General features: G+C 43.9%; 21 protein-coding genes. 1 reads left to right on the forward strand and 20 read right to left on the reverse strand.

The window, feature by feature from the left end:
* The 19 genes from aroQ to B9A22_RS07915 all read right to left on the reverse strand — a co-directional run bounded on the left by aroQ (position 1) and on the right by B9A22_RS07915 (position 15,907).
* Entirely contained in the window at positions 1-453 is a 453-nt protein-coding gene (aroQ, locus tag B9A22_RS07825; RefSeq protein ID WP_084575156.1) for a type II 3-dehydroquinate dehydratase, read from the reverse strand.
* 162 nt (positions 454-615) lie between these two features.
* On the reverse strand, positions 616-2,286 hold the full coding sequence (locus B9A22_RS07830; protein WP_084575157.1) for a peptidoglycan D,D-transpeptidase FtsI family protein: 1,671 nt from the start codon (positions 2,284-2,286) through the stop codon (positions 616-618).
* A gap of 56 nt (positions 2,287-2,342) precedes the next feature.
* Positions 2,343-2,576 (reverse strand): DUF4911 domain-containing protein, encoded by a 234-nt coding sequence (locus B9A22_RS07835; protein ID WP_084575158.1) that lies wholly within the window; start codon positions 2,574-2,576, stop codon positions 2,343-2,345.
* Positions 2,573-3,808: a peptidase U32 family protein gene (locus B9A22_RS07840; RefSeq protein WP_084575159.1), complete on the reverse strand. Its 1,236-nt coding sequence runs from the start codon at positions 3,806-3,808 to the stop codon at positions 2,573-2,575. The genes B9A22_RS07835 and B9A22_RS07840 overlap by 4 nt, the downstream gene beginning before the upstream one ends.
* Entirely contained in the window at positions 3,805-4,416 is a 612-nt protein-coding gene (locus B9A22_RS07845) for an O-methyltransferase (RefSeq protein ID WP_084575160.1), read from the reverse strand. The genes B9A22_RS07840 and B9A22_RS07845 overlap by 4 nt, the downstream gene beginning before the upstream one ends.
* Before the next feature lies 1 nt (position 4,417).
* Positions 4,418-5,431 carry an endolytic transglycosylase MltG gene (gene mltG / locus B9A22_RS07850; protein ID WP_245823885.1) on the reverse strand — a complete coding sequence of 338 codons (1,014 nt, stop codon included), beginning with the start codon at positions 5,429-5,431 and terminating at the stop codon, positions 4,418-4,420.
* Positions 5,432-5,517: 86 nt separating this feature from the next.
* Positions 5,518-5,874, reverse strand: coding sequence for a DUF1292 domain-containing protein (locus tag B9A22_RS07855; protein ID WP_084575161.1), 357 nt, complete (start codon positions 5,872-5,874; stop codon positions 5,518-5,520).
* Positions 5,875-5,953: 79 nt separating this feature from the next.
* Positions 5,954-6,376, reverse strand: a complete 423-nt coding sequence (gene ruvX, locus B9A22_RS07860) for a Holliday junction resolvase RuvX (protein WP_084575162.1) — start codon at positions 6,374-6,376, stop codon at positions 5,954-5,956.
* A 50-nt stretch (positions 6,377-6,426) separates the two neighbouring features.
* Entirely contained in the window at positions 6,427-7,374 is a 948-nt protein-coding gene (locus tag B9A22_RS07865) for an aldo/keto reductase (RefSeq protein WP_084575163.1), read from the reverse strand.
* Complete coding sequence (locus B9A22_RS07870) at positions 7,375-7,632, reverse strand: IreB family regulatory phosphoprotein (protein WP_084575164.1); 258 nt, start codon at positions 7,630-7,632, stop codon at positions 7,375-7,377.
* 311 nt (positions 7,633-7,943) lie between these two features.
* Positions 7,944-10,562: an alanine--tRNA ligase gene (gene alaS / locus B9A22_RS07875; protein ID WP_084575165.1), complete on the reverse strand. Its 2,619-nt coding sequence runs from the start codon at positions 10,560-10,562 to the stop codon at positions 7,944-7,946.
* Positions 10,563-10,657: 95 nt separating this feature from the next.
* Positions 10,658-11,683, reverse strand: a complete 1,026-nt coding sequence (locus B9A22_RS07880) for an AI-2E family transporter (RefSeq protein ID WP_084575166.1) — start codon at positions 11,681-11,683, stop codon at positions 10,658-10,660.
* Positions 11,684-11,740: 57 nt separating this feature from the next.
* The gene (locus B9A22_RS07885) at positions 11,741-11,941 is read right to left on the reverse strand and encodes a hypothetical protein (protein WP_084575167.1); all 201 of its coding nucleotides are present in this window, start codon (positions 11,939-11,941) and stop codon (positions 11,741-11,743) included.
* 1 nt (position 11,942) lies between these two features.
* Entirely contained in the window at positions 11,943-12,140 is a 198-nt protein-coding gene (locus tag B9A22_RS07890) for a hypothetical protein (protein WP_084575168.1), read from the reverse strand.
* Between the two features lie 12 nt (positions 12,141-12,152).
* Positions 12,153-12,665 (reverse strand): PRC-barrel domain-containing protein, encoded by a 513-nt coding sequence (locus B9A22_RS07895; RefSeq protein WP_084575169.1) that lies wholly within the window; start codon positions 12,663-12,665, stop codon positions 12,153-12,155.
* Between the two features lie 101 nt (positions 12,666-12,766).
* Entirely contained in the window at positions 12,767-13,852 is a 1,086-nt protein-coding gene (gene mnmA / locus B9A22_RS07900; protein ID WP_084575170.1) for a tRNA 2-thiouridine(34) synthase MnmA, read from the reverse strand.
* Positions 13,853-13,859: 7 nt separating this feature from the next.
* Positions 13,860-14,231 (reverse strand): Fe-S cluster assembly scaffold protein NifU, encoded by a 372-nt coding sequence (nifU, locus tag B9A22_RS07905; protein ID WP_084575171.1) that lies wholly within the window; start codon positions 14,229-14,231, stop codon positions 13,860-13,862.
* Between the two features lie 25 nt (positions 14,232-14,256).
* A complete protein-coding gene (nifS, locus tag B9A22_RS07910; protein ID WP_084575172.1) occupies positions 14,257-15,468 on the reverse strand; it encodes a cysteine desulfurase NifS in 1,212 nt (403 codons plus the stop codon).
* Position 15,469: 1 nt separating this feature from the next.
* Complete coding sequence (locus B9A22_RS07915; RefSeq protein WP_084575173.1) at positions 15,470-15,907, reverse strand: RrF2 family transcriptional regulator; 438 nt, start codon at positions 15,905-15,907, stop codon at positions 15,470-15,472.
* Positions 15,908-16,089: 182 nt separating this feature from the next.
* On the opposite strand from B9A22_RS07915, the gene B9A22_RS07920 reads away from it, so the two are divergent.
* Complete coding sequence (locus tag B9A22_RS07920) at positions 16,090-16,707, forward strand: acetate uptake transporter (protein ID WP_084575174.1); 618 nt, start codon at positions 16,090-16,092, stop codon at positions 16,705-16,707.
* A gap of 46 nt (positions 16,708-16,753) precedes the next feature.
* Here B9A22_RS07920 and B9A22_RS07925 read toward each other — a convergent pair whose 3' ends face one another.
* Entirely contained in the window at positions 16,754-18,085 is a 1,332-nt protein-coding gene (locus B9A22_RS07925) for a replication-associated recombination protein A (RefSeq protein ID WP_084575175.1), read from the reverse strand.
* Positions 18,086-18,211 lie beyond the last annotated feature (126 nt).

Here is an 18,211-nt window from a genome sequence, read left to right on the forward strand (position 1 = left end):
TTATGCGCTCCTTATCAAACATGATGCCGCCTCTAGTGCTAACAAATAGCTGTTTGCGCCAAACCCAGCTATTTGACCAAGCGCTACTGGCGATACTACTGAATGATGGCGGAATTCTTCGCGCCGGTAAATATTAGATAAATGCACTTCAATGGCAGGTACACTTACAGCTGCCAGCGCGTCACGCACAGCAACGCTATAATGAGTTAAAGCGGCCGGATTAATGATAATACAGGCAAACTTGTCCTCAGCTTCCTGAATCGTGTCAATCATAACACCTTCATGGTTAGTCTGGACAATAGTCAGTTGTAGCCCAAGCTCCCTTGCCCGCTCATTTAGCCTGGTGTTAATATCGTCAAGCGTAGTCGAGCCGTATATTGCCGGCTCACGCTTTCCAAGCAAATTTAGGTTAGGTCCATGAATGATCAAGACTTTCTCTGTAGAGGCTTCCACTCCATCATCTCCAGCGTTTGTCTTCGAAAAAGCAAGCCACGATTTGCTTATATTAGCAAAATATGCATATATGCACTAGCTTTTACATTTTAGCACATATTTCGTATTTTGACTACTAGAAAACTCACTCGTAGTTTCCCGGAGATAAGAAGGTATTTGGGCTTAATTCTTTAAAATAGTTGCCGCTATTTCTCTGAAAATCGGAGCGGCAACATTACTGCCTGACATTCCTTCCTCTACAAATACCACAATGACATAGTTTGGATGCTCAAGCGGAGCATAGCCGGCAAACCATGCGTGATTGATCCCTTGCCCAGTTATATTTTTGCGTCCAGTTTCAGCCGAACCTGTCTTGCCAGCTGAGCCCAAACCTTCCACATTGGCTGCTTGGCCAGTACCGTATTGTGTGACGGCAGCCATCATTCCCCTCAGTCTTTCAGCTGTTTGGCGTGACATGACCCGCACATTTGGATGAGACTCATGAAATCTCTTGACAGTAATACCTTCTGGACTAGTAAGACTGCTAACAATATATGGCTCAATCTTAATTCCATCATTAACAATTGTTGCCACCGTTTGTGCTATTTGTACCGGAGTGGCTTCGCAAAATCCCTGACCAATGGCCAAATTGGCCAAATCACCAGGATACAGCTGATCAGCTTCCGGCAAATTACCTTCACTTTCACCTAAAAACTCCAGTTTAGTTCGTGAACCATAACCTAGCTTTTGGGCCATGACAATAAGTTTGTCAGATCCTATTTTTAATGCAATTTCAATAAATACCGGATTACTGGAGTGAGCCATAGCCTCGGTAATTGTGAGTCGCCCTTTTGGCCCGCGTTCATAGTCCCACCCCTGAAACCTAGTATTATTAACATCAATATAGCCGGGGTCAAAAAATACATCATCCATTTTCACTGTCTTATTTTCAAGTGCCGCCGCTGCTACTACCAGTTTAAAAACCGAGCCAGGTTGATAGGATGAAACTGCCCGGTTAAGTAGTGGAGCGCTATTTTGCTCCAAGTAATGGCTAAGATTATTGGCGTCAAAGGCAGGTCTTGAAGCCATAGCCAGGATCTCGCCAGTATTAGGGCGCATTACTACCACTGCGCCTTTGACAATAGTGCGATCCATAATTTGCTCGACTTTTTGCTGGATTTGCTTATCAATTGTTAACACAATATTGGTTTCTCTGTTACCTGCCGTCAGCTTCATCCTTTTATAACCCAAACCAGGTATAAGCTGCTGGCTGGCATCCACTATCGCTGCCACGTACTCAGGCTGACTTCCTCGTAAGAGTTCATCATACATGCCTTCAATGCCGCTTACTCCTTTGTTGTCAGCCGAATTGATATATCCGACCACATGAGCGGCTAGCGCGCCATGACCATAGCGTACCTTCTCAGCGACAGCCACAGCACCAGGGATCTGCATGTCGTTAATTTGTTTAGCAGTATTACTCGCTATGCCGCCAATTAATCGAAAAGGATATTCATTACTGTTTAAACGCCGTAAACTGGCTTCAAGCAAATCATGCGGCAAGCCGATAATACTGTCAATTCTGGTAAGCATTACTGGCTTATCTTCTACTTGGCCTGGAAAAATAACAATACTATACTGCTGGGCGGTATTAGTCAACGGCAGGTGATTACGGTCCAATATCTCACCTCTGGCAACATCTACCGGCAGTTCTTGAACGCGAATATTAAGACCCTCCAAAGCCAGTTGCGGGCCTTGAATAACCTGAAGATAGAATAAACGCATGATCAGCAGGCCGGACAGACTCAAAAAAAATAAAACCAGCCGATACATACGTCTACTGGAATAAGCCATACCGTCACCTTCTAATGCTATTAGATGGTTATAGTATGGCTTATAGCGGCAAGCAGTTATTCAGGGTGCTCAAAATGTTCTATGTATTGGACTTTAATCGGAAGATTAGCCAGTATCTCATGAACTTCACCAGCAGTATCTGGCGTTGCTCGGATTACTAAGATCCCAGTAGTACGATCCAGTGTACTGACAACCCCTAGATATTCGTACCCTTCCATTATTCGATTTACATAATTAACGTTCTTTGGCTCAATTTGAATATAAATTGGCTTGGCTACTCTATCGCTCATGGACGGCCCTGCCATCTCTCCGGGCGTCTTAGCATGGCGTATGGGACGACCGGTTTAGAGACCGGCATAGTCACAATCTGCTGCGGGTGAGGAGCTACTTCAATGGGAGTACCATCAGCATCGAACATTGCGTTAATTGATTGTATAAAGGTTTCTTGTCCCGGTTGCATTATCTCTATTTCTTCGCCAACCTTCATATTATTACGTTGTTCAATAACAGCCATTCCGGTTGCTGGATTGTAATCTTTTACCAACCCCACAAAGTCATGCGATTGGATGTAACTAGATGAGGTATATATCTGATCTTGTTCAGAGGTTTTATTAAAGTAAAAACCAGTTGTATACTCTCGGTGTGAGACTTTTTGCAATTCTTCAAGCCAATCCTGTTTAACATGAAAATTTGCTGGTGAGCTGACATAACTGTCAATGGCCTCGCGGTACACCTTGACAACGGTAGCCACGTAGTGAACACTTTTCATCCGGCCTTCAATTTTAAAACTATTTAAGCCACTTTCAATTAACTCCGGTAGGTGATTAAGCAGACATAAGTCTTTGGAATTAAAAATGTATGTACCACGTTCGTCTTCAAGTACAGGCAAATAGACTCCAGGACGGCTTTCTTCCATCAAATGGTATTTCCATCGGCACGGCTGGGCACATTCACCCCGGTTAGCATCACGCCCTGTCAGATAGTTGCTTATCAGACACCGGCCTGAATAAGACATGCACATAGCACCATGCACAAAAGCCTCCAAGTCAAGATCAACTTTCTCTCTGATCAGGCGTATATCGGCAAGCGATAGCTCCCTAGCCAGCACTACCCGCGATGCACCTAACTCCTGCCAAAACTCGACAGTTGACCAATTGGTACTATTAGCCTGTGTACTAATGTGAATTGGTAGTGCCGGAGCTACTTGGCGGGCAATACGGAACACGCCTAAGTCAGATACAATGATGCCGTCAGCGCCCATCGCGGCGACAGATTTGATGTAATCAGGTAAATCTGTCAGGTCATCATTGTGCGGAAAAATATTAATTGTTATGTAGGTCTTTTTGCCAAGCCTATGGGCAAAATCAATGCCTTGTTTAAGCTCTTCTTGTTCAAAATTATCGCTAAACGCTCTTAAGCCAAAAGCCTTGCCACTCATGTACACAGCATCTGCGCCATAAATAAGTGCCATTTTAAGTTTTTCTAAGTTGCCCGCAGGGGCTAGAAGCTCTGGTTTTTTCACTGATTCGTCTCTCCCTGGTAATAAGATACAGCCATACCATCACCAATATGATGAATTGTCGTTTTGAACCGAAAATCATTAGCAACAAATTCTAGATAAGCCTTAAGTCGCTTAACAATGGTGCGAAAACGTTTGGGCGCAGCTTTATCGTCAAGTACCCAACCCCTAAACAGCACATTGTCAGCAATAACAACAGCTCCAGGAGAGAGTTTGTCCATAACTTTATGCAAATAATCAAGATATTGGCCTTTGGCCGCATCAATGAATACTAGGTCAAACTTATCGACAAGTTGGGGCACAACTTCCCCAGCATCGCCAGCGATAAATTTGATCTGCCCCAATACACCAGCGTCTGATAGAAACTGCTTAGCAATAGCTATTCGGTTTTCATCCTGTTCAATAGTTGTTATCTTTCCGCCTATCGTCAAAGTAGTTGCCAGCAGCAATGTTGAATAGCCAATAGCTGTCCCTAACTCTAAAACAGCTACAGGTTTAACCGCAGCTGCCACTTCCTGTAGTAGTTGTCCGCCTTCTCTGCTGATGATTGGCACATGTTGCACGGCAGCATACTCTTCCATTGTGTCTAATATACTTTTAACGTTATCCATGTTAAATCTGCACCTGATCAATGGCTGCTAAATGCTCTTCATACGTTTTACTAAAATGATGCTTTCCTTGCTTGTCGGCAACAAAATATAAATAATCAGTATTGTTAGCAAAAAGCACAGCCCTTATAGCAGCAGTGCCCGGATTGGCAATAGGGCCTGGCGGCAATCCCATAATCTGATAGGTATTATATGGTGAAGGTATTTGAGTATCATGGATTGTAAGTTCAGGCTTAGGATAACCCAGGATATATTGTATTGTAGCACATGATTGTAGAGGCATTGCTTGTTTTACCCTATTGGCAAATACCCCGGCAATTACTGGCCGCTCATCGCTCATCTTGGCTTCCTTTTCAACCAGCGAAGCCATAATGACAACTTCACGCAGAGAAAGCCCCATGTCAGAAGCACGTTGTCTGAGGTCAGGCGTCAGTTTTGTATCAAATTGCTTGACCATCATGGTAAGTAGTTCTTCCTCACTTACTCCTCTAGATACTCGGTAAGTATCTGGGAAAATAAACCCTTCGACACGATATTTACTGTCAGGATGGGAGGTCATATAGGGAAATGGAGCAAAATTCTTAGCTAAAGCTTTGAATTTTTCAGCATTAGCCAATTTTTTCTCAGCAAGCAGTTCGGCAACCTGGTCAACGGTATACCCCTCTGGAATAGTAAATTGCTGATAGGCAGTTTGGCCCTGGGACATCATAAGAAGCATCCGCTCTACCGGCATGTTAGGACTAATAGCATATTCGCCAGCTTGCAGCGAATTTTCCACTCCCTGAAGCTTGGCTGCAACCCTAAATACGAGTGCATTTCTAATTAATCTCTGCTTTTCTAACTCTACAGCAATTGTTTTGGTCGGAGTACCTGGCTTAATTGTAACAAGTACCGGTTCCCCAACGTTATCTACAGGCTGAGTCATCGTCCAGCCAAGCATAGCACCAATACCAACAATTGCAACTGCCAATATTCCGGCAATTGCTTTTTTGGTAATCGAGTAATTCAGCATTACCATCACTATCCCCCTTTCGGTTAATCTTAGCTATTACATTATAATCGATAATACCCATGTAGACAAATGACGTTAACGAAAAAAGAAGCCTACTCGGCTTCTTTTTCTTCTTCATCTTCTTCAAAAACCATTTCTTCGTACGCTTTACGAACTTGTTCAAATTCTTCGTCAGTTGGATCGACGTAAATCTCTTCGCCGCTCTCATCAACGTCAATTCGGGCGATAAATACATCAGTTTCTTCGCCGCAGCCACAACCGCAGCTATCATCGCTGCACTCGCAGCCTTCCTCGTCAACGTCGATTGGTACCAGGATGGCAAAGCGCTTATCGCCCACAGGGACAATCATATCTTCGCGATAATAGTATTCATTGCCTTCTTCATCAGTCATGACTACTACCGGCTCATCGTCAAACTCCATAATATCTTCTTGTTCGTTATCTGCCATTTTTTTCACCTCTTTTTACTCATACGCAATGTAATTGTATCCTAGAAAACATGTCCTGTCAAGGAAACCTATGGAAAGGCTACTGTCCTCGCGGTAAGCTGTCAAGATAGCCTTGCAGGAAGAAAACGGCAGCCATTTTGTCTATGATCTGCTTCCTTTTAGCCCGACTGACATCGGCAGCTATCAGTGATTTTTGCGCTGCCACAGTAGAAAGGCGTTCATCCCAGAATTTTATCTCGACATTTGGAACTGCTTGAACTAAAGTTTCTCCGAATTCTTTTACAAGCTCGCCTCGCGGTCCGATAGTGCCATTCATGTTCTTGGGCAATCCGATAATAACCAGCCCTACCTGATACTGAGCGATAAGTTCGTTAAGCCTGGCGAAATCCTTAGCAATTGATGTCCGCCTAATAACTTCGACTCCTTGTGCTGTGAGCTTAAGTTCATCGCAGACTGCCACTCCAATGGTTTTGTCCCCAACATCAAGTGCTAGTATGCGCATAGTTCCTCCAGATTATTAGCAAAAAATATTATTTTACCAATATATTTAAATTAAATAATTTTCAAACAAAATTCCGGGCAATACGCACCACAATAGCCGCATAATACACACTGACCAGAATCAGCACTTGCTTTTCCATTCTTAACGGTTATTGCCTTCATTGGACAATGCAAGGCGCACTGACCGCAACCGACACACCAATCCTCGACCAAGAGCCGTCTGGTCACATTGGCCACACTGGCCCAAAGCCGACTATCTGGGGTTCGTCCTGAAAAGACTTCGGTGTTGAGTAATACCTCATCAATTGTCTGCATTCCAACAGCAATTGATGTGATGCCTGACTGGGCCAGTACCCAGGAAAAGGCCTGCTCAGCCATAGTATTTAAGTGACCGCCGCCTAATGCTTTCATGGCATATATGCCTTTACCACAATCAGCCGCAAAGCGAATCGCAGTTAGCATTTCTTCGGCAGTACCGTCGGTGATACCAATACCTTTAATATTAATTATGGGATGAATCACATCTATTTCTTCAATTAAAGCCGCTGCCCTCACAACATCGATGGTATGTGTTGATATCCCTGTTGCCCTAATTATTCCCTGGCGCTTAGCATCACATAAATACGCCAGCGCTTCAGCATGTCCTTTGAGCGTCATACGCGATGACTGCTCATGGAGTAAGAACAGATCAATATAGTCGCGATTTATTTCCCTACAGGCAGTTTCGACACTTAAACGCATGTCTTCATAGGTGTAAGCATAGGACTTGGAAGCAACAATTACATCCTGCTTGGCGCCGACAAGGGATTCCCGAATATAAGGATAAGTACGATATAATTCAGCAGTATCAATAAAATTGACCCCCGCATCAAAGGCTGACCGAATAACGGCAGCACCTTCGGCCAACGGCCGATTAGACTGCAAGGGGCCAATAGTAAGTCCGCCAAAACATAGTCTGGATACATTGAGACCAGTCCGGCCAAGTGTGCGATACTCCATTTACTTGCCTTTAAGATAGGCCCGCACTAACTCCTCAATAATTTCATCGCGCTCTAACTTGCGAATTAAACTACGGGCATTATTATGGCTGGTTATGTATGTCGGATCACCGGATAAAAGGTACCCGACCAACTGATTTATGGGATTGTAGCCTTTTTCCCTTAAAGATTGATAAACAGTAGTCAGGATTACTTCGGCTGCGTTGGTGTCGTCATTATTGACTTTAAACATCATCGTTTCCTGAGATATGTTGGTCATGAAGCCTCCTCCTCCCTTATATTATCTACAAAGTATTACCATATATATTCTACTCGGACTAGATTTTTCCTGTAAGATTATTAAATTTTTACAGGCAGATAAGAAAAGACTTGGCTTGTGCCAAGTCCCTCAGGACGCCGGCAGAAGCCTTAGTCGTTCTTATGTCAACAGAATTGCGTTATAAATTCTGGTAGACTAAAGAAAACACGGCTTGCGCCGAGCCTTTAGCGACAGCGGAAGCCGATGTTGCCCTTATCCAGACGGAAAGTTATACTTTCTTACAGGACAAAACGCCTGCCTGTAAAACACAATTAATTGATCTGCGATTTGATTATCTGTTCAGCCACCTGCAGCGCTTCACCAATTTTTTCCGGCTGCTTACCGCCCGCTTGGGCCATATCCGGCCTACCTCCACCGCCGCCACCGGCAATTTTGGCAGTTTCTTTGATAATGTTACCAGCATGCGCACCTTTAGAAACGCAGTCAGCTGTAGCCATTGCTACAAAATTTACTTTGTCTCCATTAACAGCACCAAGCACAATAACGCCTGACTGTAGGCGATCACGTACCATATCACCGGTTGCTCTCAGGTTCTCCATATCTGCTGCCGCTACTTGACCAATCACTACTTTAACACCGTTAAAATCTTTAACTCCTGTTAAAAGATCTTGTACCTCATTTTTAGCCAGTTTGCTGTTTAGCGTTCCTACTTCTTTTTCCAATTCGCGAACACGCCCGTTGAGCACATCAATTCGAGCCACGATTTCTTCCGGCCGAGTTTTCAGTGCTGCTGCAGCCTCTTTAATGAGCTCGTTCTGTGCCTTCAAGTATCCGTGAGCCCCATATCCCGTAACAGCCTCAATCCGGCGCATACCAGCCCCAATGCCGGCTTCACTGATAATTTTAAACAAACCAATTTCGGCAGTTGAGCCAACATGGGTGCCGCCGCACAATTCTTTACTAAAGCCGTCTACTACAACTACGCGTACCTGGTCGCCATATTTTTCGCCAAAGAGAGCCATTGCCCCCATACCTTTGGCTACATCCTGCGTTGTCTCGATAATGCCTACACAGGTATTATCTAATATAACGTCATTGACGATCTTTTCAACCTCAGAGAGTTGCTCATCAGTAACAGGTGCAAAATGGGTAAAGTCAAAACGCAGTCTACTGCTATCAACAGCAGAACCAGCCTGATTAACATGCTCGCCCAAAACTTGTTTCAAGGCAGCATGAAGTAAATGGGTAGCTGTATGATTGCGGGCAATATGGCGGCGCCTCGCGTAATCAACCGTAAGTTTTAGTGCTTCACCTGTCTTAAGCAACCCTTCACTTATTTGACCAATATGGTAAATAGTTCCATCAGGGAGCTTGCGGGTATTGGCCACTTCCAATTTACCAAGTGCACTAGCAATTACGCCAGTATCGCCCGCTTGTCCGCCACCTTCGGCGTGAAACGGCGTAACATCTAAAATAACGGCAACTTCGTCCCCATCAAAGGCTTCTTCCACAATTTTACCGTCTTTTAATAGCAGAACCAGTTTGGCGTTTTCAGCATCCGGTTTATAGCTAAGAGCATCTGTCACCACACCTGATAAATCAGGCATAACAACCTTTTCTTCGCTGTCCTGCCGGGCAGCCCGAGCCCGTTCGCGCTGCTCAGCCATAGCTTGATCAAAGCCTTGCTTGTCGAGAGTCATGTTATGTTCACTTAAAATTTCTTCAGTGAGTTCCCATGGGAAGCCATATGTATCATAAAGTTTGAATGCTGTTGCGCCGTCAAGAACAGCCTGCCCTGTTTGAGTAAGATCTTGAACATGCTTACTTAACAGTTCAATCCCCTGTGCCAAGGTATTGTGGAAGCGTTCTTCTTCCAGTTGAATAACTCTTTTAATATAAGATTTTTTGTCACTAATATCCGGATAAGCCTGTGCAAAAATATTGGCAACCACATCAACAATATCGGTAAGAAACGGCTTTTCAACGCCCATAAGACGGCCATGACGAACAGCCCGGCGTAGAATTCTTCGTAACACATAGCCCCGTCCTTCATTAGACGGTAACACGCCATCGCCAATCATAACAGTCATACTGCGGCCATGATCGGCGATTACTTTTAGCGATACATCCGTTTTGGCTGATTGTCCATATGAGACACCAGCAACGTTGGCGGTGTATTCGATAATAGGATAAAGCAAGTCGGTTTCAAAGTTAGAACGTTTATGTTGCAAAACAGACGCAATCCGCTCAAGACCTGCACCTGTGTCAATATTTTTCTTGGCAAGCGGCGTATAATTCCCCGCTTCGTCCCGATCAAATTGTGTAAATACCAGATTCCAAATCTCCAGATACCGATCACAGTTGCAGCCAACTGCACAATCAGGTTTGCCGCAACCTCTTTCTTCGCCTAAATCAATGTGAATTTCCGAGCACGGACCACAAGGGCCAGGGCCAATTTCCCAGAAGTTCTCTTCCATTCTAATAATACGATCAGCCGGTATTTTAATATCATTATGCCAAATCTCAAAAGCTTCATCATCGCCAGTATGTATAGTAATCCAGAGCTTATCCTTAGGCATTTCCAAATACTCAGTCAAAAACTCCCAGGCCCAAGTAATGGCCTCTTTTTTAAAATAGTCGCCAAAAGAGAAGTTACCCAGCATTTCAAAAAAAGTATGATGGCGTGCAGTTCGGCCAACGTTTTCAATATCACCGGTACGAACACATTTTTGACTTGTCGAGATACGAGGATGTGGCGGCTTCATTTTCCCCGTAAAAAAGGGTTTAAACGGAGCCATGCCGGCACCAACAAGGAGCAAGGTCGGATCGTTTTCAGGTATGAGTGAATAGCTAGACTGCACCAAATGGTCTTTGCTAGCAAAAAAATCCAGAAACAGCTTTCTGAGTTCGTTTCCGGCTAATTGTTTCAATTTAATCAGCTCCAATGTGCTAAATTTAATCCATTATTCTGGAATTATACTACGATTTAAGATTTAGTGTCAATCTTTGGCTTGTTTTTAAGAAACTATAGTAACAATCTAAGACCATGCTTAAGCAGCACTTTCCCCACTGCAGCTGCCGGCACAGCCAATAACATGCCAACCACGCCATATAATTCACCACCAGCAAATAGAAAAAAGATTACCGTAAGCGGATGCAGTCCTACACTTTCCCCCAGTATTTTAGGGCCGATGACACTGCCTTCCAATTGGTGAATCACAAAAAATAATAAACCTACCTTGAAAGCCAACATTGGTGACTCTAGAAGCGCCAGTGTTATGGCTGGAGTTGCACCAATAAACGCACCAAAATACGGAATAATATCAAGTAAGCCGGCAGCTATGCCAATAAGCAAAGCAAACGGAACATTAAATAAATATAAACCAGAACTTACTAAAATGCCAACAATAATTGCCACTGTTATTTGGCCTCTGATTACCCCACTTAATACTTTGTCAATATCCTTAAGCGCTAAGGTATATTCATGCCGCCAACTACATGGAATCAAAAGCAAAAAAGCCTCTTTTATTTCTCGCCAATCGTGCAAAAGATAAAAAGCCAATATGGGAGTAATGGCAAACCCGATAAAATGGGTAATTAATCCCATAATACCATTGGCTAACTCACGAGCAAAAGATTGACCTTCTCTTTGCAGTGATAATACTGCATCGTCAATACCAATCCGCATCGAGTATGGTAATGCTGAGTTTTGATATTGACTTTGAACAAGGTAAAATAGCTCTTCGCCTTTATCCAGAATATGCGGCAGTTCCCCGGCAAAATTCTCCAAGTCTCTGACAAAAACAGGTACGAGACGGGCTCCACCTAAAATAACTACAGTAAATAAAACTACATATAAAAGCGTAATCGCCAATCCTCTGGGCAACCCTTTCTTCTCAAGATAACATACTGCAGGATTGAGTAAATACGCGAGTACTAACGCAATAATAAACGGATATAAGCCACTACGAACAAGCCAAAGAAAATATACAGTTGCTGATAAAAACAAAAAAATGATAGCAAGGCGAACATGCTTTTTCGTTAACTGCATAGGCTGCCTCCTTGTCAAAAAAAAAGGAGACCATACAGGCCTCCGTATTACCGGATATTAATCCAGCTTTTTCATCAACCGCTTGCGCGCCCGGCGCGCTCCCTTCATCAAATCACGGGTGGTGTCGGCGACCGTGTCAGCACTGTATTCAAACAGCGGCTTTTTCTGTGGTTTAGCCATGGGACCTATGATGGCGCCGAGTGCTGTTCCTACAAGTCCACCCCAAACCAACCCTTGCCAAAACTTACTGCGCATCATATCACCCCTTTTGTACCTCTAAATTAACAGTACCTTGTATTAAATCGTCATATAGAGTCAATGTGCCGTCAGACTCGACATTGAAAATCCTTATATCTTGATCCCGCACCGTGAACTCTACACAGCAATCCCAACAATAGTACTGGTCGGCACCCACCTTACCGATTCCCCGCTGCCCGCACACAGGACAAGTTGTCATGAAACTTACACCTCACACCTCTTTAGATTCAGGTATAAGAAGGTTGGCCATAGTTTCTGGAACAATTAATTTATCCTGACCAACAACTTGTGCTTGCGGCAACGGCATAATTCTGCGGCCATATAGCAGATCAGTGATAAGGCCGTCAGAAATCTCATAAGCCTTTATCTCACCGGTAGAACCATCATAAAGCGCGTCAACCAATATGCCTAAACTTAGTCCGGTATCTGTATAAATTTGCTTGTCCAGCAAATCGCGCACATAATAACTGGTTCCCAGCGTTGCGATTGGTGTCAACTCCTGTACGGCATAACCGGCCCGAACCATTACAGCGTCTCTGCCTATTCTGAATAAATCTTCAAACACAATACCCTGGTCATTAGTGAACCAATTGGCACCGGCAAGGACAATTCCCCATACGGAAGCCTGTTCCAAATCAACTATTACTTCTTTTACCTCTCCAATCTGTGCGCCAGTCCCAGTAATCAGTACCGGCAAGCCAAATAATTCGCGTAATTTATGCATACTAGGCCTCCACAACAGATTGTAGTATTAGTATGACCAGAATCGAGGCTGTTTATATCATTGCCGCAGTGCAGGAAAATTTTATCCGTCTATTTACTTTACTACTTTATTATAATGCCACCGCCAACAACAGTGTCACCGTGATAAAAAACTACTGATTGTCCAGGCGTAATGGCCCGCTGCGGTACCTCGAATTTGACATTAACCTGCCCGTTGCCAAGTGGAATTACTGTTGCTTGAGCCGGCGGCGCGCTGTAACGAATTTTAGCCTCGACCGCAAGTGGTTCATCTAATTGATCAATAGTAATAAAATTAAGATCACCGGCAATGAGCTCAGAAGCAAAAACATCCTTGTCAGAACCAACAACGACCCGATTGCGTTCAGCATCAAGCGCCACTACATACAGGGGCTTACCGACTGCCAGCCCAAGACCTTTGCGCTGGCCGACAGTATATAACTGCACGCCTTGATGTTTGCCTAAAACCTTACCAGCAGTATCGACAATAAGACCTTGCTTCAGTGATTCAGGGATGCGCTCTTTTAAAAAGGCTTTATAGTCATCATTAGGCACAAAGCATATTTCTTGGCTGTCTGGTTTATCGGCAACTGATAAACCCAACTCCTTTGCCATCTTTCTGGTTTCAGTTTTTTCAAAACTGCCTAATGGCATTAAAAAATGGCGCAGAGTCTGCTGATTAAGATGGTATAACGCATACGACTGATCTTTGGCAGGATCAATCCCTTTGCGCAGAATGTAGCGTTGAAGCTCCTCGTTATACATAATCTGAGCATAGTGGCCTGTTGCCACATACTGAGCACCGAGAGCGAGCGCCTTGGACAGCAGCCCTTCAAACTTAACATATCGATTGCAGGCTATACAAGGGTTGGGTGTCCGGCCAGCCGAATACTCAGCCATAAAATAATCGACAACTGTTTCTTGAAACATATCCCGAAAATTAAGAACATAGTAGGGAATTCCCAGTTTGTTGGCAACTTGACGCGCATCATCGACAGCAGATAACGAACAGCACCCTCTACTGTCGGGATTATCTTCATTCTGATCTTTTTCCCATATTTGCATTGTCGCGCCTATTACATCGTAGCCTTGATGAACAAGAAGGGCGGCAGTTAAAGAACTGTCCACCCCTCCGCTCATGGCTACAACCACGCGGGGTTTGTCAGCCATTCATTAATCACTTTCCTTTTTTAGCAATGTAATCTTTTATAGCCTCATGCAGCGCGTCAGCGGCCAAATTGGAACAGTGCATCTTGGCCGGAGGCAATCCCCCAAGCGCTTCGGCAACGGCCTGATTGGAAATCTCTAAGGCTTCATCAAGAGTTTTTCCTTTAACCATTTCAGTTACCATACTGCTAGTAGCAATCGCTGCACCACAGCCGAAGGTTTTGAATTTTACATCAGTGATGATATCATTTTCGACCTGTAAATAAATCCGCATTATATCACCGCATTTGGCATTGCCTACCTCACCAACACCAGCAGCGTCTTTGATTTCGCCTACATTACGAGGATTAGTGAAATGATCCATAACTTTATCAGTATACATAGTATTCTCTCCTCTCAACAAATTATTAGTGATGATGATGGCAACTGGAGCAAGGATTCGATGGTTTAAAGTCAGCTGCACTGCCATAAAGCGGTGACATGCTGCGGAGACGTTCGACTATTTCCGGCACTACATTAAGAAAGTAGTTTACCTCTTCCTCAGTGTTGCCGCGACCAAGGGAAACCCTAAGTGATCCATGCGCCACTTCATGGGTTAACCCCATTGATAACAATACATGCGATGGGTCAAGCGAGCCTGAAGTGCAGGCAGAACCGCTTGATGCAGCAATCCCTTTAAGGTCTAGATTCAAAAGAAGAGATTCACCCTCAATATACATGAAGCTAAAATTAACATTACCAGGCATTCTTAGATCCGGATGACCGTTAAGTTTGATATGCGGCACTTTTTCAGTAATACCAGCAATAATCTTGTCACGTAATCCTTTAACATAAGCAACCTTTTTGTCCATATCCCGCATTGCCACTTCAGCAGCCTTACCCAAGCCAACAATTCCGGGTACATTTTCTGTGCCTGCACGCATATTGCGCTCGTGACCGCCGCCATGCTGAATTTCTTCAACCCTGACACCGCGCCGGATATAAAGTGCTCCCACGCCTTTACTGGCATAAAATTTATGGCCTGACATTGTGAGTAAGTCTATATTAAGTTCTTTAACATCAATAGGACAGTTGCCAGCAGCCTGGACAGCATCTGTGTGGAAATAAATACCCTTTTCTCTGGCCAGTTGTCCAATTTCTTTAATCGGCTGGATTGTTCCCACTTCATTATTAGCAAACATAATACTAATAAGTATTGTTTTATCAGTAATCGCATTTTTCAAGTCTTCCATACGCACCATCGCATGTTCGTCAACCGGAAGATAAGTAATAGTGAAGCCCTGTTTTTCAAGATATTCGCAAGTATGTAGCACAGCATGGTGCTCAATAGCAGTAGTTATAATATGATTGCCTTTTTTACGATTGGCATAAGCAACCCCTTTTATTGCCAGATTGTCACCTTCGGTGCCGCCGCTGGTGAAGAATATTTCATTTGGAGTGGCGTTAATCAAAGCAGCCACTTTTTCCCGGGCTTCTTCAACAGCTTTACGAGTTTCTCGGCCAAACGCATGGACACTGGATGGATTACCGTATTTTTCGGTCATATATTCCATCATCAGTTCGGCAACTTCTCGGTCAACCGGTGTTGTAGCCGAATGGTCAAAATAAATACGTTTCATGCTACTCATCTCCTTGTCTCTTTTCTTCATTGCATAAATCAGCAAGAGTAATTGAATCTAACACAGACGTAATGCTATCTCTTACCTTAGCCCAAACGCCGCGGGTCACACAAATATTAACCCGTGCACAGAAAGTTCTGCTTGCATCCTCATCAGAAAGCAGACAGTCAACCGGGGCAATCGGACCTTCCATAATCCGGATAATATCGCCAACCGAGATTTGCGCCGGTTCTTTAGTCAATGCATAACCGCCTTGGGCACCTCGCACGCTTTTTACGTAACCAGCCTTCCTTAGTGTACCCATTAACTGTTCAAGATAGTGTTCTGATATTCCCTGGCGCTGAGCCACGCTTTTAAGTGAAATGGCACCTTGTCCATAATGTAATGCCAAATCATACATAGCTGCCACGCCATAACGCCCTTTCGTTGACAGTTTCACTGCAACATCTCCCACTCCGGCTTTTCCGAGTATTATGATAGGTTTTCTTGCTTTAAATATTACCAAAATTATGGACAATTGTCAAAGGCGATTTGCCAGTAATTATTTGTAATTTATTTGATTGACACTATATGGCAGACTATGTTATTTTTTAAACATACTAAATATTTAGGAGGTTTTGCATGAGTATTAATACCAATAACACACAAACAGTAAAAATCGTGACTGCCGATCCGGGCGGACTGGGTCTATTTGGCTTGGCAATGGTTACTTTAGTAGCTTCCTCACAGAAACTCGGCTGGACTACAGGATTTTCTTTTGTCATTCCCTGGGCTATCTTTCTCGGCGCTATTGCCCAAGTGATTGCGAGCTTTAATGACTTTAAACACAACAACACATTTGGTGCAACAGCATTTGGCGCTTACGGACTGTTCTGGTTATCAGTAGCTGCCTGCTGGCTCATTAAAATGGGCGCTTTCGGCCCAGAATTAGCTGCTAATGTTGATGGTAAACAGCTTGGGGTTGCATTTATCGGCTATCTTATTTTTTCTGTGTATATGACTATTGGTTCAATGGAAACTAACAAGGTGCTTTTTATTATTTTCTTCCTTATTGACTTACTATTCATCGGTCTTGCCGCAGATGCTTTAGGTTGGGGTCACGGTTGGCACACAATGGCAGCTTGGTCTGAACTCTTGATTGCATTAGTCGGTTTTTATGGCGCTGCCGCTTCCACCCTTAACACCCATTTTGGCAAGCAGTTTCTTCCCACAGGCAAACCTTTTGGTATCTTTAAGTAACTAGTATTTAAATAAGCTAAGCCCCCGCTTCCAGCGGGGGCTTAGCTTATTTTTTATTGCCATTTTGTGCTTTAATGTGTTCTAAACGCTCAGCAAACTTGGTTTCAAAACCATTTCGCGTAGGGTGGTAATAGCTTCGCTGTCTAAGCTTATCAGGCATATATTGTTGAGCAACGAAACCTTCGCTAAAGTCATGGGGATAAAGGTAGCCTTTCCCGCTGCCAAGCTCGCGGGCGCCACGGTAATGAGCATCGCAGAGATGAGGCGGTATTGCTCCATAATCCATACGACGAACATCCTCTATTGCTTGATCAATGGCCATGTACGCAGCATTACTTTTAGGTGAACAGGCCAGATACACTACAGCCTGGGCTAACGGAATCCGCCCCTCAGGCATACCAATAAATTGAACTGCCTGTGCTGCTGCCATTGCTACTACAAGAGCCTGTGGATCTGCGTTGCCGATATCTTCTGAAGCACAAATAACCAGCCTGCGTGCGATAAATTTTACGTCTTCCCCAGCTTCCAGCATCCGTGCAAGATAGTGTAGCGCCGCATCAGGATCTGAACCCCGCATACTTTTGATAAACGCCGACACTACATCATAGTGATTATCGCCCTTTTTATCATAGGCCTGTAGTTTTTCCCCAGCTACTATTTCAACTATTTCAGGAGTAACAATGCTTGATTGAGAAGGTTCAAGCATTGCTGCCGCTTGTTCAATGATATTGAGGGCTGTACGAGCGTCACCACCGGCTAAGGCCGCAATCTTAAGTAAGGTTTCCTCACTACAAGTAATTCCCGCTTGTCCAAGTCCACGCTCACGGTCTGTTAGCGCTTGTTCTACAATCCGGATAATACCCTGCTCATCAAGTCGTTTTAAACGAATTACCCGCATGCGTGAAAGAAGCGGCGAGTTTACTTCAAAGTAAGGGTTTTCCGTCGTTGCACCAATTAGAATAATAGTACCGTTTTCTACATAGGGTAAAAGGACATCCTGTTGTCCTTTATTAAATCTATGAATTTCGTCCACAAAAAGAATTGTTCGACGCTGATGGAGCCTAAGCCGCTCTTTTGCACTGTCAACCACTTTGCGAATATCGGCAGTACCTGCAGCTACCGCATTCAATTTTTCAAAATGGCTGCCAGTCGTTTGTGCAATAATGTGAGCAAGTGTAGTCTTACCAGTCCCCGGCGGTCCATACAAAATAATTGATGGTATATTGTCGGCTTCGATCATTCGCCGCAAAAATTTCCCACGACCAATAATCTCTTCTTGACCAATGTATTCTTCCAATGTTCTCGGCCGCATTTTAACGGCCAACGGTCTACTATCTTTCAACTGAACTTCAAACAAATTCTGCGAAAACAAGTCCACACTATCACCCTTTTTACTGCTTGTGCTAATATGTTACTGGTATTAGGTATAGTATTCTAGCTAAACAGCAAAAAACCCTTGAGTAAAGTTAAAAAACAGACCACCGTATCCGATCAATATCGAATG

Origin of the sequence: Sporomusa malonica, from assembly GCF_900176355.1 — a bacterium.
In the GTDB taxonomy this organism is placed as follows: Bacteria; Bacillota; Negativicutes; order Sporomusales; family Sporomusaceae; genus Sporomusa; species Sporomusa malonica.

Coding starts and splice junctions, on each gene's coding strand:
- B9A22_RS07855 (WP_084575161.1), bottom strand. CDS start 5,874: ATGGCAGATAACGAACAAGAAGATATTATGGAGTTTGACGATGAGCCG.
- B9A22_RS07870 (WP_084575164.1), bottom strand. CDS start 7,632: ATGACCAACATATCTCAGGAAACGATGATGTTTAAAGTCAATAATGAC.
- ruvX (WP_084575162.1), bottom strand. CDS start 6,376: ATGCGCATACTAGCACTTGATGTTGGGGACAAAACCATTGGAGTGGCA.
- mltG (WP_245823885.1), bottom strand. CDS start 5,431: ATGGTAATGCTGAATTACTCGATTACCAAAAAAGCAATTGCCGGAATA.
- B9A22_RS07895 (WP_084575169.1), bottom strand. CDS start 12,665: ATGCATAAATTACGCGAATTATTTGGCTTGCCGGTACTGATTACTGGG.
- B9A22_RS07885 (WP_084575167.1), bottom strand. CDS start 11,941: ATGATGCGCAGTAAGTTTTGGCAAGGGTTGGTTTGGGGTGGACTTGTA.
- nifS (WP_084575172.1), bottom strand. CDS start 15,468: ATGAAACGTATTTATTTTGACCATTCGGCTACAACACCGGTTGACCGA.
- B9A22_RS07880 (WP_084575166.1), bottom strand. CDS start 11,683: ATGCAGTTAACGAAAAAGCATGTTCGCCTTGCTATCATTTTTTTGTTT.
- mnmA (WP_084575170.1), bottom strand. CDS start 13,852: ATGGCTGACAAACCCCGCGTGGTTGTAGCCATGAGCGGAGGGGTGGAC.
- B9A22_RS07890 (WP_084575168.1), bottom strand. CDS start 12,140: ATGACAACTTGTCCTGTGTGCGGGCAGCGGGGAATCGGTAAGGTGGGT.
- B9A22_RS07830 (WP_084575157.1), bottom strand. CDS start 2,286: ATGGCTTATTCCAGTAGACGTATGTATCGGCTGGTTTTATTTTTTTTG.
- B9A22_RS07920 (WP_084575174.1), top strand. CDS start 16,090: ATGAGTATTAATACCAATAACACACAAACAGTAAAAATCGTGACTGCC.
- B9A22_RS07845 (WP_084575160.1), bottom strand. CDS start 4,416: ATGGATAACGTTAAAAGTATATTAGACACAATGGAAGAGTATGCTGCC.
- B9A22_RS07865 (WP_084575163.1), bottom strand. CDS start 7,374: ATGGAGTATCGCACACTTGGCCGGACTGGTCTCAATGTATCCAGACTA.
- nifU (WP_084575171.1), bottom strand. CDS start 14,231: ATGTATACTGATAAAGTTATGGATCATTTCACTAATCCTCGTAATGTA.
- B9A22_RS07835 (WP_084575158.1), bottom strand. CDS start 2,576: ATGAGCGATAGAGTAGCCAAGCCAATTTATATTCAAATTGAGCCAAAG.